The sequence below is a fragment of the Thermobifida alba genome (assembly GCF_023208015.1).
GTDB classification, from domain to species: domain Bacteria; phylum Actinomycetota; class Actinomycetes; order Streptosporangiales; family Streptosporangiaceae; genus Thermobifida; species Thermobifida alba.
In genome coordinates, this window is record NZ_CP051627.1 from 1,259,051 (window position 1) to 1,284,641 (window position 25,591).

A 25,591-nucleotide genomic window follows, 5' to 3' on the forward strand; every position below is an offset into this window, starting at 1 on the left:
CGGTGGACGTCGGATACCTGGCCGCGGTCGCGGGAGGAGCGCTGGCGCTGTTCAGCCCGTGCAGTGCCCTGCTGCTGCCGTCCTTCTTCGCCTACGCCTTCCGCTCCCCCGCCCGCCTGCTGGCGCGCACTGGGGTCTTCTACGCCGGGCTGTGTGTGACCCTGGTGCCGCTGGGGGTGGGCTCGGCGCTGGTGAGCACCCTGTTCTACGGGCACCGGGAGACGCTGATCACCGTCGCGGGCACCCTCGTCATCGCGTTGGGAGCGGCCCAGGTGCTCGGTCTGGGAACCACGTGGACGCTGCTTCCCGCCCGCTGGCGGGGCCGCTTCGGCGGCCGGACCGACACCGCCTCGGTGTTCGGGCTCGGCGCGGTCTACGGCCTGGCGGGATTCTGCTCCGGCCCCGTCCTGGGAGCGGTCCTCACCGTCGCCGCCACCGGGACCGTGGCGCGCGGCGCGCTGCTGCTGGCCTGCTACGCCCTGGGCATGGCGGCGCCGATGTTCGTGCTGGCCGCGCTGTGGGACCGGTTCGACCTGGGGCGCAGGCCGTGGCTGCGGGGACGCCCCTATGCGGTCGGGCCGCTGCGCCTGCACACCACCAGCACGGTCTCGGGAATGCTGTTCATCGGCATCGGAGTGCTGTTCATCGCCTACGACGGGACCGCGGCACTGACCGGGCTGCCCGGCATGGCCTGGCTGGAGGAGGCCGCCTACCGCGTCCAGGGGCCGCTGCTGGCTCTGGACGCCCGCGTCGACCTCGCCGTGCTCGCCCTGGCCGCGGTGGCGCTGGCCGGTGCCGTGGCGGTGCGGCTTTGGGGTGGGCGCGGCCGCAGCAAAGCACAGGAGGGCACCGATGGCACGCGGGGCTGAGCCGGGGCGCGGGGCCGGCGCCCGGGCGGTGCGGTCGGCAACGCTGGGGCTGGTGGTGCTGCTGGCGGTCTCCTGCGCCCCCTCCGGGGAGTTTGCGGCGGCGCAGGTGGCCAGGCGCGCCGATCCGCCGCTGGCCGCACCGCCGGTCGACGCCGCCGAGATCCCGCCGACCCTGGACGGCCCGCCGCTGTGGCGGGCGCCGTTCTCCTCCACCCCCAAGGCGGTCGGCGGCGGTTTCGTCGGGCCGTTCATGCCCCGGGAGCAGGGAAGCGACCTGTTCTTCCTCGGTGTCGACAGTGGGGGGACCACCCGCTGGTCCGTGGCGCGCAACCCCAGTTGCACCGCGTTCGCCGTGACCCGCGCCGACGGGCGGGTCCTGGTGGTCCTGCTCGACAGCGACGCCGCCCCCGAGCGCGGGATCGCGGCCCGGCGGGTTGTCGCCGAGGCCTACGATCCCCGGGACGGCGCCCGGGTGTGGGGGCCGGTGGACGTTCCCGGGACGCTGGTCGGTCCCGGACTGGTGTTCGCCGAGACCGCCCACTCCGTGCTGAGCGCGGCCCACGGCCCCGGGGTGGCGTTGGACGCCGCCACGGGCAGGGTCGTGGCCGACGAGACCGCGGGGGAGCGGATCCTGCACGAGCACGACGGCGTGGTCCTGGTGGAGCGGGACGGGACGCTGCGCGCCGTGGAGTCCGCGACCGGGGAGACGCTGTGGAGCGGCGCGGAACTGGCCGCCCCCGAGGGGTTCGCGGACCCGGGGGCGACGGTGCGCTACGGTCCGCGCCCACGGGACGGCTCCACCGGTGCGGTCGTGCTGGAGTGGACCGCGGCGGACGGACACACGACCTACACGGTGCACGGCCTGCGGAGCGGGGAACCGATCACGCGGCTGGACGGGGCGGAGGCTCCCGCCCTGGCGGGCGCTTGGGACGGGCGGGTCGCCGTCGTGCACGGGACCGACGGCGGCGAGGAGGTCCTGGTGGCCGTCGACGCGGTGGAGTCCCGGGTGCTGTGGCGTGTTCCCGCTGCGGGGGCCGAACTGGACCGGGTGGTCGCCGACACGGTCTACCTCGCCGTCGCCGACGGGGTGTGGGCGGTCGGCCTGCGCACGGGGCGGTCCGTGGCGCGGGGGGAGTGGACGGTTCCGGTGGCCGGCGGGCTGGGGACGGTGCTGGTGCCGGTGGAGCCGCCGGTCGGGGAGGTGCTCGTCGCGTTGCGGACGGCGCGGCAGTGGTCGGCTGCGCGGACACGGGAGCGGCCTTCTATGCTGACCGGGATCGATCGTTCGGAGCCCGAAACGCCATGAGTGAGCTACGACCAGGTCTGGGACCGCTGGAGTCGGCGGTGCTGGACGTTTTGTGGAAGACGGGGACCCGGATGAGTGTCCGCGAGGTGGTGGAGGGCCTCGAAGGCCGCAGGCCCGCCTACACCACGGTCTCCACGGTGCTGGAGAACCTGCGCCGCAAGGGGTGGGTCGACCGCGAGCAGGTGGGCCGCCTGTGGTTCTACCGGCCGCTGCGGGACCGGGCCGCGCACGCGGCCAGCATCATGTCCGGGGCGTTGGCCGACAGCGGCGACCCGCACGCCGCCCTGCTGCGGTTCGTCGACGAGATGAGCGCCGAGGACGTCGACGTGCTGCGCGCACTGCTGGCCGGCATTCCCCGGGAGGAGGAGACGTGACGGTGCTGTCCGCGGTGTCGCTGGGGTTGGCCGTGGTGCTCACCGTGGCCGGTCCGGCTCTGCTGCGCGGCGTTGCACGGTGGTGCGGTCCGTCGGCGCGGACGCTGCTGGCGCTGTGGGTGCTGGCCCCGGTCGGATGGGGGCTGGCCTGGGTCGGCGCCGGACTGGGGGTGGTGGCCGAACTGTGGGGGCCGGGGGTCAAGGGCGTGGTCACCGCCTGTCTGGACCTCGCCCAGGCGCTGCACCGCGGCGAGGCGGGCTGGGTGGGCCTGGGAGTGGTGGTCTGCGGCGCGGCCGTGGGCGGCCGGCTGCTGTGGGTCGTGGCGCGCCGGTTCCGCCGGGAGGTGCGCTGGCGGCGGCGGCAGCGCCGCACGCTGGCGGCGTGCGCGCGCAGCGAGACCGTGCGGCGCCAGCGCGTGTGGGTGGTGGAGTCGCCGACGCCGGACGCCTACTGCGTTCCCGGCGGGGGCCTGGGGGTCGTGGTCACCCGGGGGGCTGTGGAGGCGTTGACGCCCCGCCAGATGGACGCGGTGCTGGCGCACGAGTGGGCGCACCTTCGGGGGCGCCACCACCTTCTGGTCTCCTGGGTGCGGCTGCTGTGCGAGGCGTTCCCGGGAGTGCCGCTGCTGCGCGCCGCGGTGGAGGAGGTCACGGAACTGGTGGAGTGGGCGGCCGACGACTACGCGGTGCGGCGGGTCGGGGTGGGTCCGCTGGCCCACGCGGTGGGGACGATGGCGGTGCCGGGGCCGGTCCGGCACGGTCCGGCCGTGCTGGCCGCCTCGGGAGCGTCACCGGTGCGGCGGGTCCGCCGGCTGGTGGGGCCTGCCGGTGCGGTGGGGCGGACCCGGCGGACGGTGTGCGCGGGGGTGCTCGCCGCTGTCGTGGCGCTGCCGGTGCTGGCCGTGTCGGTGACGGCGGCCGGTGTGGCGGCGGCGCAGTGCGCGTGCGCGCTGTGAGGAGGGAAAGCGTGCGGGACGGTGGGACGGGGCGGCAGCGTCGCGGAATGCGCGGCCCCGCCGCGCTCGTGGCGGTGTTGCTGCTGGTCGCGGTGGCCGCGGTGGTCCGCGTCACCGGGGAGGGGGACGGCGGGGCCCCGGCTCCGCCCACGGCGGCGTCCCCGTCGGACGGTGCGTCGCCGCCCGTGGTGCGGGGACCACTGCCGCCTGAGGTCGACCCGCAGCTGGTGCTGGGAACGCAGGAGGCCCCGGTGACCATGGTGGTCTTCAGCGACTACCAGTGCCCCTACTGTGCGACGTTCGCCACCGAGCAGCAGCCGGCGCTGGTCGACGGCTACGTGGCGAACGGGACACTGCGTCTGGTCTGGCGCGACTACCCCTATCTGGGCGAGGAGTCAGTGCGTGCGGCGGTGGCGGCCCGCGCGGCCGCACGCCAGGGCCGCTACTGGGACTACCACGAGGCCCTGTACGCCGACGACGCCTGGCGGGCGGACGGGGCCTCACAGCAGAGCCTGGTGCGTCTGGCGGCCGAGACGGGGCTGGACGCCGACCGGTTCGCCGCGGACCTGGCCGATCCCGCGCTGCGTGAGGCGGTGCAGGCCGACTTCGACTTCGCGCTCGGCCTGGGGGTGCCGGGCACCCCGGCGTTCCTGATCAACGGCACGGCGTTCTTCGGGGCCCAGCCGGTGGAGGCGTTCGAGGAGCGGATCGAGGCGGCGTTGGAGCAGGACTGACCCCGCCCCCTCGGGACCGTGCCGTGCGCCGTCGGTGCTGCTGTCCGGGGACGCGGTCGCGGGAGGGGCCGGGGTCAGGGCTCGTCGTCGAAGGTCCGGTCGGTGGTGAGGTGGGCCTCGTAGTCGGCGAGGAGGTCGTCGACGCTGCGCTGCTGGGCGTGGGCCAAGGCGGTGAGACCAGCCAGCGCCAGGCGGCCCAGGGCGCTGGTGAGCATGACGAGTCCCTCGTGGCCGTGGTCGGCGGCGCGGTCGTAGAGGCGGCGGACCACCTCGTCGGAGGGGGCGCGGGCGGCCAGGCGGTCGGCTCCGAGGGCTTCGGCCATGTCGGCGTCGGCGTCTCCGACGCGGATAGCGCGCACGATGTCGAACGCGGCGCGTTCGGCTTCGGTGTAGCGGTAGCGCATGGTCGGCTCCTCGGCGGTGCGGGTCGCGGGTCCGGTGGTGTCGTTGGGGACCTTCCCCGAAGAGCGGGGGTGCATCCGCGCCGCGGGGAAGCGGTGGGGCGCGGCGGTCCTCACCAGCGCATGCGGACCTCTTCGGCCCAGCCGAGCAGGCGGTCCACGCGGATGGGGGTGCCGTCGTCGGTGCGGACGGTGCCGCTGTAGTGGCCGAAGCACTGGCGGGTGTGGTTGCGCAGCAGGACGGCGTCGGTGGAGTCGACGCGTTCGTGGAAGGGGGTGAAGACCAGGTCGACCTGGTCGGAGTCGGGGGTGCTCAGGTGCCAGGGCCGGCTGTTGTCGGGGTGGTGCCAGCGCAGTTCGGTGCCGATCTTGGTGAGGCGGCCGTCGACGCACACCGCGTTCTCGGTCATGCCGGTGCCCCGGGTCCAGGTGCCGCCGAGCTGCAGGCCGACCGTGTGCCCGTCGGTGCGGCCGGAGGCCGCACCCCAGTGCCAGTGCGTGGAGTAGGGCCAGCGGCCGCGGCCGTGGTCGAGGACCGCCCAGGCGTCGGTGAAGTCGTAGACGGTCTCGCCGAGGCGGACGGTGCCGTGGGCGGGGCGGGCGGTGTGCTTGGAGGTGTACTGGAAACGGCGGTCGTCCCAGGGCACGACGACGCTGAGGGTCTCGTGTCCCGCGGGCAGGACGGCGGCCAGGTCCGCGGTGAGGGGACCGTGGGGGGTGCGGCAGTCGAACCGCAGGCGGGTGGCGCCGTGGTCGGGAGTGATGCGGGCGTTGATCCTGCCGGTGGCCAGCGTCTCGGCCGCGTCCAGGTCGCGGGGCAGGCGCACGCCGCGCGCCAGCGGGGACAGCGCGGTGACGGAGGTTTCGCGGGGCGTGGACCGGTGCGGGCCGTAGTCCAGGAGGTAGACGCTGGTCAGAGCGAGGTAGTCGAGGCTGCTGACGGTGAGGGCGACCAGGTGGGTGGGGGTGGTCACGCACCAGTACTCCCAGCGTTTGGTGCGGCCCCATCCCCGCAGGTTGCAGCGGTGCAGCGGGGTTCGGGACCAGCCGACCGCGGCGGGGTTGAGACGGCCGTCGGGGGTGCACAGGTCGACCGGTGCGGTGATCTCCTTCTCGTGGGTGGGCATGCGCGGGAGCCTACCGTCCGGCCGCCCCGGGGCGGTGGCGGCGGCAGAACGGGTCGCCGGCGCGGGGTGTGGTCCCTCCCGCGGCCGACGACCGCCTCGGGAGGGACCACACCAGGGGTCAGGCCGGGACGACCCGGGTGGTGGCGGCGCGGTCGTGCAGGGAACGCTGCTGGGGTTCGTCGATGACGGTGAGGACGGCGTTGAGGACGGTCCCCACGGACAGCAGGTTCAGCAGGAACATCACGGCGGTGCGGCCGAACGCCTTGCCCGGGGAGGGGGGTTGCCCGGTGGCCGCGTCCACCACCTTGATCTTGAGGAACCGCTTGCCGAGCGTCTGCCCGCTGCGTCCGGTGGGGAGCCAGAAATAGCAGAAGCAGGACAACGGGGCCAGGAGGAAGGCGAGGAGGACCATGAGCGCGGCCAGGCCCTCGCTGCCCACGTAGCTCGACATGGTGACGGCTCCCCCCACGCCCACGGTCAGGTAGACCGCGAGGAACAGGAACAGACAGATCACGCCGTCGATGGCGTAGGCCCCGAGGCGGCGGCCGAAGGGGGCCGGCGGCGGCCACACGGGGGCCTGGGGCGCGGGGAAGGGGCCGTGGGGTGCGGCGGGTCCGGGAGAAAAGGCCGGGTACTGCTGTGCAGGGGGGTGTTCGAAGGCCGGGGGCTGGCCCATGACCGTGTTTCCTCACTCACAGTGGTGGTTCGGTGGACAGCACGGGATTCTCCCACCTGTTTCGGGTGGTCTGTTCCGTTGTTTCGGCTCTGGCCGTATGTGGCCACGGGACCGTGCCGACGCCTCCGCCGCGGGAAGCGGTGGGGAGGGACGGGGCCGGTGCCCCTGCCACGGCGCTGGACGTCCTCGCCCCGCACGTCGGCGGGATTCTTCCGGCGGGTGCCCGGCCGGTGGCCCGGCACCCGCCAAGCGCAGGCCGGGCGCAGCCGTCGCGGTCCCCGGCGCAGGCTCCGCGGATCAGGGCGTGCGCCCGGCTGCCTCCCCCCTCCTCGTCGAGGGGGCGGGGGAGGCAGCCGCGCGCCGCGACAGTGCCACACCCGCCAGGCACAGCGCCCCGCCCAGCAGCGCCAGCGGCCGGGGCACCTCGTCCAGCAGGAGCCACGACAGTGCCACCACCAGCACAGGAACCAGGTAGGTGGTGACGCCCAACCGTCCGGCGGGCATGCGCGCCAACGCGAAGGCCCAGGTGGTGAACGCGACCGCGGTGGGGAACACGCCCAGGTAGACCATGTTCAGCGTCGCCCTCAGCGGTGCCCGCGCCACCTCCTCCACCAGCAGTCCGGCGAAGGGCAGGCAGACCAGCGTGCCCACCAGGCAGCCGAACGCCGAGACCTGCAGCGCGGTGGCGTGACGCAGCGCGGGTTTCTGGGCGACCACGCCCACCGCGTAGGTGAGGGCCGCCACCAGGCACAGCAGCACGCCGGCCACGGGGGCGCGGCCCACCTCGGCGGTGGAGACACCCACCACCACCGCGCCGGCGAAGGCCACGGCCGTGCCCCACAGCAGCGGCCGGGGCAGCCCCTCGCCCAGCAGGACGGCGCCGAGCAGCGTGATCAGCACCGGGCCCAGGTTGACCACCATCGCGGCGGTGCCCGCGTCGACCAGCTGCTCGCCCCAGTTCAACGCGACCATGTACCCGCCGAACCACAGCACGCCCGAGGTCGCGATGCCCGGCCAGGCCGCGCGCGGCGGCCAACCGGTGCGGGTGGCCAGCAGCAGGGCCACCAGCACCGTCGAACCGGACAGCAGACGGCCCAGGGCCAGGGCGCCGGGCGAGTAGGAGGCTCCGGCGTCGCGGATGGAGACGAAGGCCGAGGCCCACAGCAGGACGGTGACTCCGGCAGCCGCCAGGGCGGGCCAGGAGCGCGGTGCGGAAGGGGGCATGGCCACCAACCTAGAGGCGGGAGGTTTCGGTGCTCGGCGAAGGACCGCCGAACCCGCCGCGGCCGGTCACGCGCAGCACCCGCCCCGACAGCTCCGGCCGGCTGCGGGCGGTGCCCGGCGAACCGGGCCGGACCGGCGCAGCCGGACTCGCGCCCACCCCGACGCCCCACGGGCCCGGGCCCGCCGCCCCGAGACAGCGGCCTAGCCGAGGCCCAGGTCGACACGGGCCAGACGCCGCGGATCGGCCAGCAGGTCGATGGCGGTGATCCTGCCGTCGACGACGGTGAACCCCAGCACCGACCGCAGCTTCCCCTCCTCGAAGTCCGCGAGGCCGACGGCTCCGTTGACCAGGACCACCTCCACGTCGCACGCCGCACCGGGACCCCGGTGGTAGGCGGAGGCCTGCCCGGCCACGGCCGCGGCACCGACGATGCTGCGCACCCCGCCCTCCCCGGTGTCGGCCCGCAGCACCACGTCGGGGGCGAGGACGGACAGCAGCGCGGCGAAGTCGCCGCCGCGCGCCGCCGCCAGGAACGCCTCGACGACCTCGCGCTGGCGGGTCGGATCCGGTCGGGTGGGCGGCACCGTGCCCCGCAGACGCTGCCGCGCGCGGCTGGCGAGCTTCTTGGCGGCGTCCGGGGAACGGTCGACGATGTCGGCGATCTGCGCGAACGGCACCCCGAACAGGTCGTGCAGCACGAACGCCAACCGCTCGGCGGGACTCAGGGAGTCCAGCACCACCAGCAGCGCCAACCCGACCGCGTCGGCGACCAGCGCCTGCTGCTCGGGGGTGTCGCCGTCGTCGCGGCTGACCACCGGATCGGGTAGACGCAGCCGCAACGGGTCCTCACGTCGGGCGGTGCGGGCACGGAGCATGTCCAGGCACACCCGGCCGACCACCGTGGTCAACCAGCCGCCCAGGTTGTCGATGACGTCGGTGTCGGTCCGGTTGAGCCGCAGCCACGCCTCCTGCACGGCGTCGTCGGCCTCGTCGAGGGAACCGAGCATCCGGTAGGCCACCGCCCTGAGGCGGGCCCGGTGCTCCTCGAACTGCTCGGTCACGAACTCGTTCACGTCCACGGTCCATTCTTCACCAAAGGGCTTCCACCGCATTGACGGGGCGGGGGCAGCGAAGGTGACAGCGAAAAAGCCGCGGATTGCCGGTCACCTTCGCTGCCCCCGCCCCGTCAATGCGGTGGAACCGTGGCGGAAACGGTCGGCGGAACCGACCGGCCACGAGGAGACCACGAGTAGTGAGGAGCCCACATGTCCGCACCCGACCTCGCCACCGCGGTCCGCGGTACCGTGCTGCGTCCCGGCGACGACGGTTTCGCCGCAGCGGCCCGCGCCTGGAACCTGGCGGTGGAGCAGCCGGTGGCCGCCGTGGTGGAGGCCGCCGACGCCGACGACGTCGCCGCCCTGGTGCGCTACGCCCGCCGCACCGGCCTGTCCGTGGCCGCCCAGCCCAACGGTCACGGCGCCTCCGGCGACACCGACGGGGTGATCCTGCTGCGCACCGGCCGCCTCGACGGCGTGGAGGTGGACCCCGACCGGCGCACCGCCCGCCTCGGCGCGGGAGTCCGCTGGGAACAGGTGCAGCGAGCCGCGGCACCGCACGGCCTGACCGGCCTGGCCGGCAGCATGCCCCGCGTCAGCGTGGTCGGCTACACCCTGGGCGGCGGCCTGTCCTGGTTCGGTCGCGCCCACGGCTGGGCGTCCGACTCGGTCCGCTCCTTCGACATCGTCGACGCCGACGGCGGCCGGGCACGGGTCGACACCGCGAGCGACCCCGACCTGTTCTGGGCGCTGCGCGGCGGCGGAGGCGACTTCGCCCTGGTCACCGCCGTCGAGATCGACCTGCACCCCGCGCCGGGCCTGTACGGCGGACGCCTGGTGTGGCCCGCCGAGCGCACCGCCGAGGTGTTCGAGGTGTTCCGCGAGATCACCGAGACCGCGCCACGCGAACTGTCGGTGTGGTTCCAGCGGCTCCAGTTCCCCGACGCCCCGCCCCTGGTGGCCGTGGACGCCGCCTACCTGGGGGGGGACACCGAGGCAGGCAAGGCGGCGCTGGCCCGCCTGGACGGCATCGGCGGCGCGATCACCGACACGCGCACCGTGCTGTCGGCGGACCGCCTGGGCGAGATCACCGCCGAACCCACCGACCCCGTGCCGGGGCTGGGGCACGCCGAACTGCTCTGCGGACTGGACGAGCAGACGGTGCGGGCCGTGGTCGACAGCCCGGTCGCACCGCTGCTCACCATCCAGGTACGGCACCTGGGCGGCGCACTGGCCGAGCCCCGGCCCGGCGGCGGCGCGCGCGGCCCGGTCGCCGAACCCTACCTGCTGTACCTGATCGGCCTGGGCCTGCCGCACCTGCGCGAGGCCGTGGCCGGGCGGATGACCGAACTGGTGGAGGCACTCGACGGTCGCACCGGCACGGCCAAGCCCTACACCTTCCTGGCACCGGGAGAGCGGGCCGCCGACGCCTTCGACGCCCCCACCCTGGACCGGTTGCGCACGATCAAGCAGGACCGCGACCCGCACGGGGTGTTCCGGGCGAACTTCCCGGTCCTGCGTTGAGGCCGCAGGCGGCGGCGGGCGGGCGTCCCCCGCCCGCCGGGGCGGGGACGCACCCGGGCGCGCCGCGGCGGCGCCTCCCCCTCTCCTCGCCTCGGATGCCGTGACGGCGACGGCACGCGGTTCCGTGGCACGGTCGGCGGCCTTCACGGAGAATCGGAGGGGCTGCGGGGACGGCACCGGAAGGCCCGTCGTCGCAGCCCCCGGAAGGCGCCCGAGAGGACCGCTGTCGGGCCGCCCCGCGGCACACCCGGTCACGGCGTGACGTGAGGAGAGCATGGACATCGAGGCGCTGCGCGCGGACACCCCCGGATGCGCCCACAGGGTGCACCTGAACAACGCCGGAGCGGGACTGCTGTCGCGGCGGACCCTGCGGGCGATGACCGACCACCTGGAGCTGGAGGCCGCCCTCGGCGGCTACGAGGCCGAGGCCCGGGAGGCGGAACGGTTCGACGCCGTCTACACCGACCTCGCCGCACTCGTGGGAGGCCGGCCCGGGGAGGTGGCCCTGTTCGACAGCGCCACCCGCGCCTGGGGCGCGGCGTTCTCGGCCATGCACTTCGCCCCCGGCGACCGGATCCTCACCGGCCGGGCCGAGTACGGCAGCAACGCGCTGTCGCTGCTGCACACCGCCCGGCGCACCGGCGCCGAACTCGTCGTGGTCCCCGACGACGAGTCGGGCCAGGTCGACACCGCCGCACTGGCCGGCCTGGTCGACGAACGCACCCGCCTGGTCGCCCTCAGCCACGTCCCCAGCAGCGGCGGCCTGGTCAACCCGGTCGCCGAGGTCGGCCGCATCACCCGGGCCGCGGGCGTGCCGTTCCTGCTGGACGCCACCCAGTCGGTGGGCCAGTTCCCGGTCGACGTCACCCGGATCGGCTGCGACATGCTCTGCGGCACCGGCCGCAAGTTCCTGCGCGGGCCGCGCGGCATCGGTTTCCTGTGGGTGCGCACCGAGGCGCTGGACCTCCTCGAACCGCCCCTGGCCACCCTGAAGGGCGCCACCTGGGACGGCGGGGGCGGCCTCACCTGGAGCGAAGGCGCGCGGCGGTTCGAGACCTGGGAGATCAGCGGCGCCAACGTGCTGGGGCTGGGGGCGGCGGTGCGCCAGGCCCTGGAGTTGGGAGTGGACCGGATCGGCCGGCGCGCCGCCGCGTTGGGCGCCCGGTTGCGTGACCGGCTCGCCGAGGTGCCCGGGGTGGCCGTCCGTGACCTGGGACGCGAGCGGTGCGCCATCGTCACCTGCACGGTCGGTGCGCTGCCCGCCGCCGAGGTGGCCGCCGCTCTGGCCCGCCACGGCGTCAACGTCTCGGTCACCGCCCCCGACCACACGCCGTTCGACGCCCAGCGGCGGGCCCTGCCCCCGCTGGTGCGGTTCTCCCCGCACTACTACACCACCGGCGACGAGGTCGACCGTCCGGTCGACCTCGTCGCCGCTCTGGCCCGCAGGACCGCCTGAGGGACGGCCGCACGGACGCGGCCCCGTGGCCGGTGAGCGTGGGTCGCAGCGTGGCCTGCGACCGGTCGCAGGCCACGCTGCGGGCGGCGACGTCCCCGTTGCCGACGGGGGCGACCGGGGCGGGGCGGTCGCGTCCGCGGTGGCCGGCCCTTCGCGTCCCGGGCCTCCTCCCCGGGTGCCCGAGGACTCCCGCGCGTTGGTGAGCAGCACCAGACCGGCGTGAGCCGGGGCGACGGCGCCCGACACGTCCACGGATGCGGGGCGAGGACGGCGGGGACAGGCGCATTCCCGTGGCAGAGGCCGTGTCCCCTGCAGCGGCGGCGGGGCTCGCACCCCGGGACGGGGCGCTCATGGCGGCCACCGGGACCGGCCCGGCCGTCGGCCCGGAACCCGCAGGACCTCCGGCACCACCGCGTACCCGGCGCGCGAAGTCCCGGTCCCGCAGCCCGTCGGAGTGACGGGGAGGCGAATCCTTCTTCGGGGGCCCGGCGGGGAGGACCGTGTTCGGGGGACCTGGAAGGCACCGGGCGGTGGCCGGTGGGCCGGGCGCAGGCCACCGCGGCGTGGGGCCGGAAAACTTGACCCCGGGCCCGGTCGTGCGGCTGCCGCGGGGAAGCGGGTGCCCGGAGGGGCGGCCGCGACGGACCGGGGTTTGCGGTCGGCGGCCGGCCGCGGCGACCCTGGGGGTATGAGTACCCGACCGCGTGCCCGCCGGGTGCGGATCCTGCGGGCCGAGCCGATCCGCACGCAGCGGCTCCGCCTGGACCCGCTGCGGGTGGACGACGCCGCGGAACTGGCCGGGGCCCTGGCGGACCCGGCGCTGTACCGCTTCCTCGGCGGGCGGGCCCCCGACGAGGAGCAGCTGCGCCGACGCTACGCCGACCTGGTGGAGGGCTCCGACGAGCCGGGGGTGTCGTGGTGCACCTGGACGGTGCGGGAGCTGGACGGCGGGCGGGCGGTGGGCATGGTGCAGGCCGTCACGGGACCCGACGTGGGCGGGCTGCGCGCGGTCATCTCCTGGATGGTGGGCACGGCCTGGCAGCGGCGCGGCTACGCGGTCGAGGCCGCGCAGGCGCTGGTGGAGTGGCTGCGGCGACGGGGGGTGCGGACCGTCACCGCGCACATCGACCCGCGCAACACCGCGTCGGCGGCGGTGGCCCGTTCCCTGGGACTGGTGCGCGGCGGCGACCACCACGGCGAGGAGGTGTGGACCGACCGTCCCCGACACGGCTGAAACCCCCTGGAAGGGATTGCGGACACCGCCGACCCCCGTGTCCGAAATTCCCCCCGCCCCGCCGAGGCCACCCACAAGACCTGGATGACCTGTGGAAACGCGGAGGGGAAGTGTCCGAAACCCCTGTCGGGCGGAGCAGGGCCGGGGCGTGTGCGACGGCGGTGACCGAAAAGGCGCGGACCCCCGGAACGCGCGGGCTTGGCAGAATCGGCGGCATGTCGACGCGCGAACTCACCATCCTGGGCACCGCCAGCGCCGTGCCCACCAAGCGGCGCGGACACAACGGGTACTTCCTGCGCTGGGACGCCCACGGCATCCTGTTCGACCCCGGGGAGGGCACCCAGCGGCAGATGCGGCACGCGGGCCTGTCCGCACACGACATCACCCGGGTGTGCGTGACCCACTTCCACGGCGACCACAGCCTGGGCCTGCCCGGGGTGGTGCAGCGCATCGCCCGCGACCGCGTCGACCACCCGGTGCGGGTGGCCTATCCGGCGGCCGGACAGCGGTACTGGGAGCACCTGCGGCACGCCACCTCCTTCGTCGACACCGACGTCATCGAGGCCCAGCCCCTCACCGGGGACGAGGCGGCCGCGCCGGGCGAGGACGACCTGACCGTCACCGCGCTGCCGCTGCACCACTCGATCCCCACCTACGGCTACCGGCTGGCCGAACCCGACCGGGTGCACATGCTGGCCGACCGCCTGGCGCAGCGCGGCGTGCACGGCCCCGCGGTGGGCCGGCTCAAGGCCGAGGGGTTCCTCGTCGACGAGTCCGGGCAGCGCCTGGAACTGGCCGACTACAGCACGGTGCGGCGCGGACAGGTGTTCGCGTTCGTGATGGACACCGGCCTGTGCGACAACGCGGTGCGCCTGGCCGAGGGCGCCGACCTGCTGGTGATCGAGGCGACCTTCCTCGACGGCGACGCCGGCCTGGCCGAACGCTACCGGCACCTGACCGCCGGCCAGGCCGGGATGGTCGCCGCCCGCGCCGGCGTGCGCCGCCTGGTGCTCACCCACATCTCCGAACGCTACGACCGCGACGACGACGCCCGGTTCGTGGAGCAGGCCGCCGCCCACTTCGACGGGGAGATCGTCCTGGCCCAGGACCTGACCCGGGTGACGGTGCCGCCGCGCCGGTGAACCGCACCCCGGGGTGCTTGACCGGGCGGGGCGCAGGCCGGTAGACACGGGTGCGGGTCACGGTCCGGTGACGGCAGCCCCGGTTGGCGCGGGGCGTCCCACCGGACCGGGTGCGGCGGTGCCCTGCCGGGTGCCGCGGCCCCTCCTGTCCGGCCCCGCGTCCCACGCCCGTGGCGGTGTCGTGTGTGCGTGGTGTCTGCCCTGTCGCCTCGTCGAAGGAAGTCTCACCGTGGGTCGATTCCCTGTCCGACTGCGCAGACCCGGTCGCGCCGCGGCCACCGTCACCGCCGCTGCGGCCGTGCTCACCGCCACCGCCACCGCGGCGTTCGCGTTCGGTGACCTGGACGGCGGTGAGCAGACCCTCGGCGCGGCCGTGCTGCCCGAGGCGCCGCCCCCGCCGCAGGCCTCGGCGGCCCCCCTGCTGGGAGACGACCGCGACCGGGCCGTGCAGAGCCTGCGGGAGGCCGTGGCCGACGGGGTGCGCACCACGCAGGCCGACGCGGCACCGGCCGCACAGTCCCCCGACCCCGGGGCGGGCGACGCCTCCGGTGAGAGCGGGCAGTGCGAGGCGTCCATGTACGGCGACCCGCAGCCCACCGCCTCGGGGGAGACCTTCGACCCCACGGCGATGACCGCGGCGCACAAGACCCTGCCCTTCGACACCATGGTCGAGGTCACCAACATCGCCAACGGGCAGAGCGTCACGGTGCGCATCAACGACCGCGGCCCCTACATCGAGGGCCGCTGCCTGGACCTGAGCACCGCCGCGTTCTCCGCGATCGCCTCCCCCAGCCAGGGCGTGGTGCAGGTGTCGTGGAGGGTGGTGGGGTGAGCTCGGCACTCCCGAGCGTCCCCGCGGGCTGAGGCTGCTCCCGCTTCGCGCCGGGACACGCCCCCGGCCGCCACGGCGGCGCCCGGGGCACGGTCCGCCCTGACCGCGGGGCGAACCGCCACCCAAGATCACCGGTAAAGGCCGCTTCGGCGCAGGTGTAACAGGAGCGGCGTTCGGTAGACGCCCCGGTGATGCGGCCCGGTCCGCCGGAATCCGCATCCGAGACCGCCACCGAAGAGAAAGGTGATCGTGATGGCGCTTCCCGTGACCCGCCGCCGGGAACGGCTCATTCCCGCCCAGTGGAGCGCGTTCCCCGAGTTCGAGGAGCTCTACGACCGGATGGGACGGCTGCTGGAGACGGCCTTCGGCGAACCCGCGGCCACGCCGATGACGTGGACGCCCCTGGCGGACGTGTCGGAGGACGACACCTCCTACATCGTGGAGGTCGAGGTCCCGGGAATGTCCAAGGACGACATCGACATCCAGGTCAACGGCAACGAAATGATCATCTCCGGCCACATCGAGAAGGAGGAGAAGGAGGGCGTGCGCGCCCACCGGCGCATGCGCCGCTACGGCCAGTTCGAGTACCGCACCCTGCTGCCCGGCGACATCGAAACCGAAGGGGTGCGGGCCAAACTCGACAACGGGGTGCTCACCGTGACGGCACCCAAGAGCGCCGAGGACCAGCCCCGCCGCGTCAGCATCGAGAGCTGACCCCCAGGGGGGAGCCCTGCACCGCCCGCCCCGTGCCGCCCCGTGCGGCACGGGGCCGCTGACAGCGGAACGTGGCAGAATGCCCCGCGAGTTCGTCGAACCCGCGGGGGTGGCCAGTGTTCCGTACCGGATCGGGGTGGGTGTTCTCCCCCACCGATCTCGTGGACGCGATGGAGTGTCAGCACCGCAGCACCCTCAAGCACGCCCTGGCCGCAGGCGTGGACGGCGCCCCCGCCCCCGAAACCCTGGACCCCCTGGTGGCCCGCGGCGGGGAGGCCCACGAACACGCCGAACGGGACCGCCTGGTCGGCCTGTTCGGCGACGGCGTGGTGAGCATCGACAACCCCCGCCCCACCCACGCCGACCTGACCGCCGCGGCCGAAGCCACCCGCGAGGCCATGCACGCCGGGGTCCCCGTCATCTACCAGGGCGTCTTCTACGAGCCGGTGAGTCCGGGAGTGGCCTTCCACGGCCGCGCCGACTTCCTCATCAGCACCGCCGTGGACCCGGCCACCGGCGAGCACCGCGACAGCGGCGGCAAACCCCGCTACGAGCCGTGGGACACCAAACTCGCCCACCACGTCCGCCCCGGAGCGGTCCTGCAGCTGGCCGCCTACGCCGAGGCGCTGGGCCGCACCGGACCGGGCGAACCGGAGTTCATGCACCTGCTCACCGGGGACGGCCGCGTCCACTCCCTGCGGGTGGCCGAGTACCTGCCGCTGCTGCCGCAGGTACGCGACCGCCTGCTGCGCCGACTCACCGACCGGCCCGCACTGCCCCGCCCCCTGTGGGCGCAACCGTGCCCGGCCTGCGACCACTGCGGCTATGCGACCCTGTGCGCGCAGGGCCGCGCCCAGGACCGGCACCTGAGCCTGGTGGCCGGGATCCGCGGCGACCAGATCGCGAAACTCCGCGACGCCGGCATCACCACCATCGACGCGCTGGCGTGCGCCCGCGACGAGGACCGGCCGCCGCTGCTGCCCCGCCACTCCTACACCCGGCTGCGTGAACAGGCCGCCCTGCAGGTCCGCCAGGACGCCACCCGCACCCCCGAGGACCCCACCGGCACCGTCTACGCCACCGTCTACGCCGACGACGGGCTGGCGATGCTGCCCGAACCCTCTCCCGGCGACGTGTTCTTCGACATGGAGGGCTACCCCTACCACGAAGGACGCGGCCTGGAATACCTGTTCGGCGCTTTCACCTGCGACGACGGACGCTTCCACGCGTTCTGGGCGCACGACCGCGCCCAGGAGCGGCAGGCCTTCGAGGCGTTCGTGGACTTCGTGTGCGCCCGCGTCGACGCCGACGCGGGCGCACACGTCTACCACTACGCCTCCTACGAGGCCGACCGGCTCAAGACACTGGCGGCGTCGTTCGGCACCCGCGAGACCCAGGTCGACGAGCTGCTGCGGCAGCGCCGCCTGGTCGACCTGTACACCGTGGTGAAAAAGAGCCTGCGCGTCTCCCAACGCTCCTACTCCATCAAGTCCCTGGAACCCCTCTACCTGGAGCAGGGCCGCTCCGGCGCGGTGGTCACGGCGGCGTCCAGCATCGACGCCTACGCCGCCTACCTCAGCGCACGCGAGGCCGGCGACGGCGCCGAGGCGGAACGGATCCTCGCCGACATCGCCGCCTACAACCGCGACGACTGCGTGTCCACCGCGCGGCTACGCGACTGGTTGGAGAAGCTGCGCGTCGAACACGGCATCAGCGCCCGCCCCGTGGCCTCCGGCATCGTCACGGAAGAGGACGCCGAACGCGCCGCGCAGGCCGCGCGGCGGCGCGCCGAGGCCGAAGAACGCATGCGGGCCCTGACCGGGCCCCTGCTGGCGCAGGTGCCGGCCGAGGAGGCGCAGCGCGACGCCGAACAGCAGGCCAGGGCGCTGCTGGCGGCGCTGGTCGGCTACTACCGGCGGGAGGAGGCGCCGCTGTGGTGGGACTTCTTCCGCCGCCTGGCCGCCCCGGTGGAGGAGCTGGAGGCCGACACCGACTGCCTGGTGCCGTTACGGGTGCACGCCCACGACTGGGTCCAGCCGCAGGGACGGCAGCGCAAGGCCGCACGGCGGGTGGAACTGCGGGCCGACGCCGGCCGACCGCACCCCTTCACCACGGGCGAGCAGGTGCGGCTGCTGTACCCCGGACCTCCCGGACAGGCCGCCGAAACGGTGACGGCCACGGTGGAGCACGCGGGAGCCGACCGGCTGGTCGTGGTGGAGAAGTGCGACGTGGGCGCCGAGGACGACCGCCGCCCCGTGGCGGTGCTGCCCGGCGCCCCGGTGCGGTCCTCACCCAAGGACGAAGCACTGTGGGAACTGGCCGAGCACGCCGTGCGGGCCCTGCCCGAATCCGCCCGCTCGGCCGGACTGGACGTCCTGCGCCGCACCCCGCCCCGGCTGCGCGGCGGCGCCCCCCTGCCCGACCCGCGCGACTTCGGCGGGGACGTGGTGGCCGCGGTGATCGCCGCCGTCGACGCGCTGGACGGCTCCTACCTGGCCGTGCAGGGGCCGCCGGGGGCGGGCAAGACCTACCTGGCCGCCCGGCTGATCACCCACCTGGTCGCCTCCGGCAGAAGCGTGGGCGTCTGCTCCACCAGCCACAAAGCCATCGAGAACGTCATGGCCGCGGCCGTGCGCGCCGCCGAGGAGAACGGCACGGTGCTGGCGTGCGCCAAACGCCCCGCCGACAAACCCGACCCCGACCTGCCCTGGCAGCAGCCCCGCCAGGTCCGCGACCTGGTGCGCTGGTGCACCGAGCAGGACGGCGGCTTCCTGGTGGGCGGCACCGCGTGGAACTTCGCCAACCCCGGCATGCGCGAGGTCGCGCTGGACGTGCTCATCATCGACGAGGCCGGCCAGTTCGCGCTCGCCGACACCCTGGCGGTGTCCACCGCCGCCCGCGACCTGGTGCTGCTGGGCGACCCCCAGCAGCTGCCGCAGGTGGTGCAGGGCACCCACGGTGAGGGCGCGGACCGCTCCGCACTGGAGCACCTGGTGGGCGACACCGAGATCATCGACGCCTCCCGCGGCTACTTCCTGGACCAGAGCCGCCGCATGCACCCGCGGGTGTGCGAACCGGTGTCGCACCTGGCCTACCGGGGACGGCTGCACGCCCACCCCACGGCGGCACTGCGCGGCCTCGCGGGAGTGGAGGCGGGCCTGTACCGCTGCGTCGTGGAGCACACCGGACGCAGCACGCACAGCCCCGAAGAGGTCACGGCGGTGGTGGAGCTGGCCGCACGCCTGGTGGGGACGCGGTTCCGCGAACCCGGAGCCGAACCGCGGCCGCTCACCGGCGCCGACATCCTGGTGGTGGCGCCGTTCAACCTGCAGGTGCGGGCGCTGCGCGCGGCCCTGGCCGAGGCCGGACTGGACGCGGTACGGGTCGGCACGGTCGACCGGTTCCAGGGCCAGGAAGCACCGGTGGTGCTGTGCTCGATGACGGTGTCGGGGGCCGCCGAGGCCGCCCGCGGCCTGGACTTCGTGCTGTCCCGCAACCGGCTCAACGTGGCCCTGTCGCGCGCCCAGGTGCTGGCCGCGCTCGTGTACTCGCCGTCGCTGCTGCACGCGACCCCCCGGTCGGTGAGCGAACTGCGGGTCCTGGCGGGGTTCGCGGAGCTGTGCTCGCGGGCCCGCGACTGGAACCCCTGACAGCGGCACCGGGCGCCCCCGCCGCAGCATCCGGCGGGAGCACCCGGCAAGAGGGGTCAGCGCAGCCGGGCCTCGATGGCCTCGATGATGCGCGGCCGCAGCTCCGAGGCGCGGATGACGGCGTCCACGGAGCCGACCTCCACCGCGCGCCGGATGTCGTGGACGCGGTCGAACTCGGCGGCGACCTCACCGAGCTTCTCCGCGCGCACCGCGGAGCGCAGCTCCTCCAGTTCCGCGGTCAGCGCGGCACGGTCGGTGCCGGAGGCGGCCGCGACACGGGCCTGCAGCTCCCGCACGCGTTCGTCGGCCGCGACACGGGCGTTGACCTCACCGGAGAACACCACCGCGGCGGCGGGGGCGCCGCCCAGCACCGACGCGAAGGAGCCCTCCACCGCCAGCACGGTCATGTTCGGGTTCAGCGCCTTGGAGAACACCACGAACGCGCCGCCGTGGTACCGCGAGATCACGCAGAACACGATGGGACCGCGGAAGTTCACGATCGCGCGGCCGATCTCGGCCCCGTACTCCAACTGCAGTTTGCGCATCGACTCCGGGGAGCCGTCGAACCCCGACAGGTTCGCCAACACCACCAGCGGACGGTTGCCGCTGGCCGCGTTGATGGCCCGGGCCGCCTTCTTCGACGACTGCGGGAACAGCGTGCCCGCCGTGTAGGTGTCGGGGCCGTCGGTGGGCGGGAAGCCGCGCCGCGGCACCGCACGCGACTCGATGCCGAGCAGGCACACCGGGATGCCGCCCAGGTGGGCGTCCTGCACCACCGCGGTGTCGGCGTCGGCCATGCCCGCCCAGCGTTCCAGCACGGGGTGGTCCTGGTCGGAGACCGCCCGCATCACGGTGCGGATGTCGAACGGCTTCTTGCGGTCCGGGTTGGCCTCGGCGGAGAAGATCTCGCCGACGGTGGTGAAGTCGCTGCCCTCCACGGTGTGCGGGAAGTCGCAGATGTCCCGGTCGACGGGGTCGGTGGTCTCGGCCCGCCGCGGCCGCTCCTCACCCGGCACCACATAGGTGTGGGCGTAGTGCGCCATCAGCACGTCGCGGGCGGCCACCAGGTTCGGAGCCCAGTACTGGGCCTGCCCGTTGGGGCCCATCACCCGGTCGTATCCGCCGATGCCGAAGTTGTCCTCGGCGGAGACGCCGCCGGAGAAGTCCAGCGACTGCTTGCCGGTCAGCACCATCGCCGAGTCCGGGGTCATCACCAGGATGCCCTTGGTGTGCATGAGCATCGTCGCCTCGGCGTTCCAGTACGGCTGCGCGCCGACGTTGATGCCCGCGACCACGATGTTGATCTCGCCGCCGTCCTGGGTGAACTCGACGATCCGCTTGAGGGCCGCGGCCACCCAGTCCATGTTCTCGGTCCCCGACTCCATGGAGATGCGGGCCCCGGAGGACAGCGCGTACCACTCCAGCGGCACCCGCATCCGCTCGGCCAGGTCCAGGGCCGCGATCACGCGGCGGCACTCCGGTTCCGCCAGCGCGCCCAGCGACTTGGTCGGGTCGCCGAGCAGCACCACCCGGGTGATGCCCTGTGGGTGCAGCGGGGTGGGGGTGGTGACGACCCCGGCGACGATGCCCGCGGTGTTGCGGCCCTTGGGCCGGTCCACCGGCACCAGCGCGTGGTCCTCGTCCAGGTCGTACTCGACGAAGTCGCCGAGCAGGCCGGTCAGCTCGTAGGGGTAGACCGTGTTGCGGCTGCTGGCGCGCAGCACCTTCTGCCGGTAGTCGTCGACCGGTTCGACCGGGTCGGTCGGCGGCTCGCCCACGGTCAGCTCCACGCCGCCGGCTGCGTCGAAGGAGATCCGCACGGCGACCCTGGACAGCTCACCGGTGGCGGGGTCGCGCTGGCGTGCGAGGAACAGGATCTCCTCCAGGCCGGCGCCCGTGGCGGTGGGCAGCACGCGCTGGGCGAGCGTCTCCAGTTCCGCGCGGGTCAGCTCGCTGGGCGGCCAGACGTAGAGCGTGATCCGGTTGGTGGCGAAACGCTTCTTCGACGGCCGCAGCGCCTGGACGCGGCGGATCGAGTCGAGGCAGGCGGCGAGGGTGTCCTCGGCCGTGGGCAGCGCGACCAGCCTGCCGTCGTGGTCGCGCAGTTCGGTCAGGTCGCGCACCTGGGCGAACGCGACGAGGCGCTCGTCGGAGGGGTTGTCCCGCGCCACGCACCGGAACAGGTAGACCTCCTCGTCGGAGGACGGCAGCCGGGTCAGGTCGAACTTGTGCAGCCGGTCCAGCTGCATCCGCTGGGCGATGTGCGGGTGCAGGCCGCGGATCAGCCGGTCCTCGGCCATCCCGGTGCCGGACGGGCGGAAGGTGAAGTGGTGGTGCATCACCGCGCCGTCACGGCCGGCGACGGTGGCGGTGATCCTGCGGACCTGCTCGGGCAGCGGGTGGGCGTTGACGGCCTCGTGCAGCGCGGCCGCCATCGCGTCGAAGTCCTGCGGCTGGCCCGGCCAGGCGAGGTAGAGGTCGGCCTCGACGGCGTCGCTTCCGCCCGCGAGACCGACGAGTCCGCGCAGGGCGCCGTCCAGCTCCTCGAAACGCACCGCGGTGGAGACCACACAGGAGTCGGCGCGGTCGGCGACCACGAACACGCACCCCTCGACCCGGTGGGTGCGCACGCCGGTGAGGGCCCGGTTGCCGTAGTAGCGGCGGGTCAGCACCTCCAGCATGACCGAGTTGTCCCGGTCGTGGCGGACCAGCCGCTGGCCGAGCAGCCGCACCAGCGGCTCGGTGCTGCGCACCATCTCGGCGATGCGCTCGGCACGGTCGGGGGAGTCGGGGTGGGCGTCCAGGTGGCGCAGGTGCCTGCGGACGTCGGCGTAGACGCGGGCGCGGTTGCGGCGCAGCAGCGGCTGGCCGAACCAGGCGAACACCACGCCGCGCGCGAGGTCGGCGACCGCGGGGAAGCGGACCTGGGTGGCGGCCACCAGCCGCTCCAGGGCCAGTCCGACGGGTTCGCGCAGGGCCGCCTCCGGCGGGGGCTCCCGCAGCCACGCGCGCAGCAGCGCCGTGACGACCGCGACGTCGGCGGAGGCGCGCTGCTGGGCCAGGAAGATCCGGAACACCGCGGCCTCAAGGTCGGGGGAGCGCTCCAGGTCGGTGACCCCGTAGTGGCCCAGCGCCCGGGCGAGCTTGTCCCGGAACGCCTCGGGCAGCCCGGCCCGCTCGGTGTCGAGGCTCTGCAGGTAGGTGTGGAAGTACTCGCGGGCACTGTGCACGTGGCTGCCGTCGACCTCCTCGCCGGCCGGCCGGTTGCGGCTCAGCTCGGCGAGGTCGGCGAACACGGTGAGCAGTTCCAGCTCCTCGGCCAGCGGCCGGTGGCCCTCGGCGATGGCCGCCTGGCGTGCGGCCAGGTAGTCGTCGAGCACCCGGCGTTCGTCGTGCGGGTCGACGTCGAAACCCATCAGCAGGCTGCGCAGGTCCTCCTGGCCGCGGCGGGCGCGGGCCAGGGCCGGGACCGTCTCGGGAGCGGCGGGCAGGTCCAGTTCGACGGTCCGCGTCTGCGCGGTGTCCTCGGCCTCGGCGTCGCCCAGCGGCTCCAGACGCAGCAGCGGAGCACCGGCCTCCACCTGGGAGCCCACCGACACGAGGCACTCCTTGAGCCGGGCCCGAAACGGTGCGCGCAGCACCGTCTCCATCTTCATGCTCTCCAGCACCAGCACCGGCGCCCCCGCCTCGACCTCCGCGTCGGCCGCCAGCGGCGTGGCGACGACCAGGGCGGGCGTGGGGGAACGCAGCACGCCGCCCTCGTCGCGGCTGACGCGGTGGGTGACACCGTCCACCTCGACCAGGTAGACCGGTCCGTGGGTGCCGGTGAGCAGGCGGTAGCCCACACCGTTGACGGTGATGCGCCCGGTGTGCCGGTCGAAGCGGTCGAGTTCGACGTCGGCGGTGCCGACGGTGTCGCCCGCCTCGATACCGACCCGGAACCGGTGGGCGCCCACGCGCGCCACGCGCACCCGGTAGCCGACACCGCGCAGTTTGAGGTCCAGCGGCCGGCCGCTTTCGTGCTGCACCTGCGGGCGGCCGCCGGAGGCCGTCGACAGCAGCCGCTGCCGCTCGACGCGCTCCTCCTCCTCGTAGGCCTCGATGGCGGCGGCGGCCAGCGCGACGGCGGAGTGCCGCTGGGAGACGAGACGGCCCTCGCCGCGGACGCGGTCGATCCAGCCGGTGTCGGCGGTGGCGTCGATCACCTCGGGCTGGTCGAGCAGGTCGAGCACGAAACTCTTGTTGGTCGCGCCGCCCTCGATGACCACGGTGGTCTGCGCCAGTGCCCGACGCAGCCGCCCCAGCGCCTCCTCGCGGTCGCGGCCGTGCGCGATGATCTTCGCGATCATCGAGTCGAAGTCGGCGGGGATGACGTCGCCCTCACTGACCCCGGTGTCCACCCGCACCCCCGGCCCAGCGGGCAGGTCCAGCCGCACGATCCGCCCCGGGGAGGGCGCGAAGTCGCGGTCGGGGTCCTCGGCGTTGAGCCGGGCCTCCACGGCGTGCCCGCGCTCCAGGGGCGGCTCGCCTTCGAGCTTGCCGCCGGAGGCCACCCACAGCTGCGCCTTGACCAGGTCGAAGCCCGTGGTGGCCTCGGTGATGGGGTGTTCGACCTGCAGGCGGGTGTTGACCTCCAGGAACGCGAACAGCTCGTCGGCGGGGCGGTAGAGGAACTCGACGGTGGCCGCGCCCCGGTAGCCGACCGCGACGGCCAGCCGTTCGGCCGACGCCTTGAGCTCGGCCGCCTGCACGGGGGTGAGCACCGGCGAGGCCGACTCCTCGATGACCTTCTGGTTGCGGCGCTGCACCGAGCAGTCGCGGACCCCCAGCGCCCAGGCGGTGCCCTGGCCGTCGGCGATCACCTGCACCTCGACGTGCCGGGCCCCGGTGACCAGGCTTTCCAGGAACACCACGCCGCTGCCGAACGCCCGCTCGGCCTCCTGCCTGGTGCGCTCGTAGGCGTCGGCGAGTTCGGCCTCGTCGTTGATCACGCGGATGCCGCGTCCGCCGCCGCCCGCGGCCGCCTTCAGCATCAGCGGGTAGCCGATCTCGGCAGCCGCCGCCAGGGCGGCGTCCAGGGTGTCGACCGGGCCGCGGCTCCACGGCGCGACCGGTACACCGACCTGTTCGGCGATCAGCTTCGCACCGATCTTGTCGCCGAGTTGACGCATGGCCTCGGGACCGGGGCCGACGAAGGTGACGCCGATCCTCTCGCACAGTTCCGCGAACGCCGGGTCCTCGGCGACGAAGCCCCAGCCGACCCACGCGGCGTCGGCGCCGGTCTGCACCAGCGCACGCTCCAGCACCGCCAGGTCGAGGTAGGGGCGGGCGGAGGCGGGGCCGAGGTCGTAGGCGATGTCGGCTTCGCGGACGAAGGCCGCCGTGCGGTCGACATCGGTGTACAGGGCGACGGTCTCGATCCGTGTGCCGGTCTCCGCGGCGATGTCCCGTACGGCGTGGATGAGCCGCATGGCGGCCTCACCACGGTTGACGATGGCGATGCGCTTGAACACCCGACCGAGCCCTTCTGTAGATCAGTGGAACAACGGTGTACGTGCCGCGGCACACCGACCGCGGCAGTGTTCCACCTTTCCGTATACAGGGTGGCGGTGCCATGTCGTGGACAGCCCACGCTACCCGCCCCCATTTTGTGGGAAACAACTAAAAAACCCGCCGCGGCGGACGGCGCGCGGCGGGCTCGGCCGCAGGACACGGGGGTTTTAGAGCGGGTGGACGCCGTCCACCAGCCAGGCCCCGCCGACGTTGGCGACGGTGAGGCTGGGGGAGGCGTCCCCGGCCTCGCCGGTGTAGGTCAGGTGCACGGTGGCGGTCTCGCCGTCCTCGGCCATCTCCACCCGGTCCACCTGGGCGGTGGTGTCGGGGGAGGCGAGGGTCTCACCGAAGGCCACGGCGCAGTCGGCGCCGTCCTCGGCGGTGCCGACCAGTTCCTGGCGGGCCTGCTCGGTCAGGGTGAAGCAGCCGACCTGGCCGTCCCCGGTGCGCACCGCCTCGATGTAGGTCTGCGCGGCCGAACGCGCCCCCTCCTCGGCCTCCCCCTCCAGCACGGGGTCCTCCAGGGGGTTGACCGAGGCGGTGGGACTGGTCTGCGCCGCCTCGGGCTCCTCGGGGGCCTGGTCCGAGCCGCATCCGGTGGCGAGGGCGAGCGCGGCCAGGCACCCGGCCGCGAAAGTGAGATGTCGCATGGCGACCGTCCTTCGTCGTGTGGGGATTGCCCCGGGGCCGTCCCGGGGTGTCCACTTCCTATCGCACCACGCCACCGGCCGAAACCCCGGGGTGACGGAAAGCGGCCGTCGGG

At 74.3% G+C, this 25,591-nt stretch carries 19 protein-coding genes; 12 read left to right on the top strand and 7 right to left on the bottom strand.

The window, feature by feature from the left end; genetic code table 11:
• The first annotated feature begins 2 nt into the window (after window positions 1-2).
• Genes FOF52_RS05735 through FOF52_RS05755 form a run of 5 tightly spaced genes read left to right on the top strand, consistent with a single transcriptional unit; the run spans window position 3 to window position 4,239 of the window.
• The gene (locus FOF52_RS05735; protein ID WP_248592794.1) at window positions 3-869 is read left to right on the top strand and encodes a cytochrome c biogenesis CcdA family protein; all 867 of its coding nucleotides are present in this window, start codon (window positions 3-5) and stop codon (window positions 867-869) included.
• Window positions 853-2,175 (top strand): outer membrane protein assembly factor BamB family protein, encoded by a 1,323-nt coding sequence (locus tag FOF52_RS05740; RefSeq protein WP_248592795.1) that lies wholly within the window; start codon window positions 853-855, stop codon window positions 2,173-2,175. Before FOF52_RS05735 ends, FOF52_RS05740 begins: the two co-directional genes overlap by 17 nt.
• A complete protein-coding gene (locus FOF52_RS05745; protein ID WP_248592796.1) occupies window positions 2,172-2,549 on the top strand; it encodes a BlaI/MecI/CopY family transcriptional regulator in 378 nt (125 codons plus the stop codon). The genes FOF52_RS05740 and FOF52_RS05745 overlap by 4 nt, the downstream gene beginning before the upstream one ends.
• Window positions 2,546-3,505: a M56 family metallopeptidase gene (locus FOF52_RS05750; protein WP_248592797.1), complete on the top strand. Its 960-nt coding sequence runs from the start codon at window positions 2,546-2,548 to the stop codon at window positions 3,503-3,505. The genes FOF52_RS05745 and FOF52_RS05750 overlap by 4 nt, the downstream gene beginning before the upstream one ends.
• 47 nt (window positions 3,506-3,552) lie before the next feature.
• Window positions 3,553-4,239, top strand: a complete 687-nt coding sequence (locus tag FOF52_RS05755) for a DsbA family protein (protein ID WP_248592798.1) — start codon at window positions 3,553-3,555, stop codon at window positions 4,237-4,239.
• A gap of 74 nt (window positions 4,240-4,313) precedes the next feature.
• Here the strand turns inward: FOF52_RS05755 and FOF52_RS05760 are convergent, their stop codons facing one another.
• From FOF52_RS05760 to FOF52_RS05780, 5 genes are all read right to left on the bottom strand, one after another.
• Window positions 4,314-4,757, bottom strand: a complete 444-nt coding sequence (locus FOF52_RS05760) for a hypothetical protein (RefSeq protein ID WP_248592799.1) — start codon at window positions 4,755-4,757, stop codon at window positions 4,314-4,316.
• Window positions 4,754-5,767, bottom strand: a complete 1,014-nt coding sequence (locus tag FOF52_RS05765) for a DUF2804 domain-containing protein (RefSeq protein WP_248592800.1) — start codon at window positions 5,765-5,767, stop codon at window positions 4,754-4,756. The genes FOF52_RS05760 and FOF52_RS05765 overlap by 4 nt, the downstream gene beginning before the upstream one ends.
• A 118-nt stretch (window positions 5,768-5,885) precedes the next feature.
• On the bottom strand, window positions 5,886-6,443 hold the full coding sequence (locus FOF52_RS05770; protein ID WP_248592801.1) for an RDD family protein: 558 nt from the start codon (window positions 6,441-6,443) through the stop codon (window positions 5,886-5,888).
• A 297-nt stretch (window positions 6,444-6,740) separates the two neighbouring features.
• A complete protein-coding gene (locus FOF52_RS05775) occupies window positions 6,741-7,667 on the bottom strand; it encodes a DMT family transporter (RefSeq protein WP_282573897.1) in 927 nt (308 codons plus the stop codon).
• A gap of 201 nt (window positions 7,668-7,868) precedes the next feature.
• Window positions 7,869-8,747 carry a sigma-70 family RNA polymerase sigma factor gene (locus FOF52_RS05780; RefSeq protein ID WP_248592802.1) on the bottom strand — a complete coding sequence of 293 codons (879 nt, stop codon included), beginning with the start codon at window positions 8,745-8,747 and terminating at the stop codon, window positions 7,869-7,871.
• Between the two features lie 186 nt (window positions 8,748-8,933).
• Here FOF52_RS05780 and FOF52_RS05785 point away from each other — a divergent pair, with 186 nt between their 5' ends.
• The 7 genes from FOF52_RS05785 to FOF52_RS05815 all read left to right on the top strand — a co-directional run bounded on the left by FOF52_RS05785 (window position 8,934) and on the right by FOF52_RS05815 (window position 19,275).
• The gene (locus tag FOF52_RS05785; protein ID WP_248592803.1) at window positions 8,934-10,247 is read left to right on the top strand and encodes an FAD-binding oxidoreductase; all 1,314 of its coding nucleotides are present in this window, start codon (window positions 8,934-8,936) and stop codon (window positions 10,245-10,247) included.
• 274 nt (window positions 10,248-10,521) lie between these two features.
• On the top strand, window positions 10,522-11,703 hold the full coding sequence (locus FOF52_RS05790) for an aminotransferase class V-fold PLP-dependent enzyme (protein WP_248592804.1): 1,182 nt from the start codon (window positions 10,522-10,524) through the stop codon (window positions 11,701-11,703).
• Window positions 11,704-12,391: 688 nt separating this feature from the next.
• Window positions 12,392-12,937 carry a GNAT family N-acetyltransferase gene (locus FOF52_RS05795; protein ID WP_248592805.1) on the top strand — a complete coding sequence of 182 codons (546 nt, stop codon included), beginning with the start codon at window positions 12,392-12,394 and terminating at the stop codon, window positions 12,935-12,937.
• A gap of 215 nt (window positions 12,938-13,152) precedes the next feature.
• Window positions 13,153-14,079 (top strand): ribonuclease Z, encoded by a 927-nt coding sequence (locus tag FOF52_RS05800; RefSeq protein ID WP_248592806.1) that lies wholly within the window; start codon window positions 13,153-13,155, stop codon window positions 14,077-14,079.
• Between the two features lie 229 nt (window positions 14,080-14,308).
• Window positions 14,309-14,911: a septal ring lytic transglycosylase RlpA family protein gene (locus FOF52_RS21880; RefSeq protein ID WP_282573898.1), complete on the top strand. Its 603-nt coding sequence runs from the start codon at window positions 14,309-14,311 to the stop codon at window positions 14,909-14,911.
• A gap of 252 nt (window positions 14,912-15,163) precedes the next feature.
• Window positions 15,164-15,625 carry an Hsp20/alpha crystallin family protein gene (locus FOF52_RS05810; protein ID WP_248592807.1) on the top strand — a complete coding sequence of 154 codons (462 nt, stop codon included), beginning with the start codon at window positions 15,164-15,166 and terminating at the stop codon, window positions 15,623-15,625.
• Between the two features lie 116 nt (window positions 15,626-15,741).
• Window positions 15,742-19,275, top strand: coding sequence for a TM0106 family RecB-like putative nuclease (locus FOF52_RS05815; protein ID WP_248592808.1), 3,534 nt, complete (start codon window positions 15,742-15,744; stop codon window positions 19,273-19,275).
• Window positions 19,276-19,331: 56 nt separating this feature from the next.
• Here the strand turns inward: FOF52_RS05815 and FOF52_RS05820 are convergent, their stop codons facing one another.
• Both FOF52_RS05820 and FOF52_RS05825 read right to left on the bottom strand, forming a co-directional pair.
• A complete protein-coding gene (locus FOF52_RS05820) occupies window positions 19,332-24,788 on the bottom strand; it encodes an ATP-binding protein (protein ID WP_248592809.1) in 5,457 nt (1,818 codons plus the stop codon).
• Between the two features lie 207 nt (window positions 24,789-24,995).
• Window positions 24,996-25,478: a nuclear transport factor 2 family protein gene (locus FOF52_RS05825; RefSeq protein WP_248592810.1), complete on the bottom strand. Its 483-nt coding sequence runs from the start codon at window positions 25,476-25,478 to the stop codon at window positions 24,996-24,998.
• Window positions 25,479-25,591: the final 113 nt, after the last annotated feature.

What these genes read in the sequence shown, in the direction of transcription:
- FOF52_RS05785 (WP_248592803.1), top strand. Translation starts at nt 8,934, where the DNA reads ATGTCCGCACCCGACCTCGCCACCGCGGTCCGCGGTACCGTGCTGCGT.
- FOF52_RS05740 (WP_248592795.1), top strand. Translation starts at nt 853, where the DNA reads ATGGCACGCGGGGCTGAGCCGGGGCGCGGGGCCGGCGCCCGGGCGGTG.
- FOF52_RS05795 (WP_248592805.1), top strand. Translation starts at nt 12,392, where the DNA reads ATGAGTACCCGACCGCGTGCCCGCCGGGTGCGGATCCTGCGGGCCGAG.
- FOF52_RS05775 (WP_282573897.1), bottom strand. Translation starts at nt 7,667, where the DNA reads ATGCCCCCTTCCGCACCGCGCTCCTGGCCCGCCCTGGCGGCTGCCGGA.
- FOF52_RS05770 (WP_248592801.1), bottom strand. Translation starts at nt 6,443, where the DNA reads ATGGGCCAGCCCCCGGCCTTCGAACACCCCCCTGCACAGCAGTACCCG.
- FOF52_RS05765 (WP_248592800.1), bottom strand. Translation starts at nt 5,767, where the DNA reads ATGCCCACCCACGAGAAGGAGATCACCGCACCGGTCGACCTGTGCACC.
- FOF52_RS05755 (WP_248592798.1), top strand. Translation starts at nt 3,553, where the DNA reads ATGCGCGGCCCCGCCGCGCTCGTGGCGGTGTTGCTGCTGGTCGCGGTG.
- FOF52_RS05825 (WP_248592810.1), bottom strand. Translation starts at nt 25,478, where the DNA reads ATGCGACATCTCACTTTCGCGGCCGGGTGCCTGGCCGCGCTCGCCCTC.
- FOF52_RS05810 (WP_248592807.1), top strand. Translation starts at nt 15,164, where the DNA reads ATGGCGCTTCCCGTGACCCGCCGCCGGGAACGGCTCATTCCCGCCCAG.
- FOF52_RS05800 (WP_248592806.1), top strand. Translation starts at nt 13,153, where the DNA reads ATGTCGACGCGCGAACTCACCATCCTGGGCACCGCCAGCGCCGTGCCC.
- FOF52_RS05790 (WP_248592804.1), top strand. Translation starts at nt 10,522, where the DNA reads ATGGACATCGAGGCGCTGCGCGCGGACACCCCCGGATGCGCCCACAGG.
- FOF52_RS05745 (WP_248592796.1), top strand. Translation starts at nt 2,172, where the DNA reads ATGAGTGAGCTACGACCAGGTCTGGGACCGCTGGAGTCGGCGGTGCTG.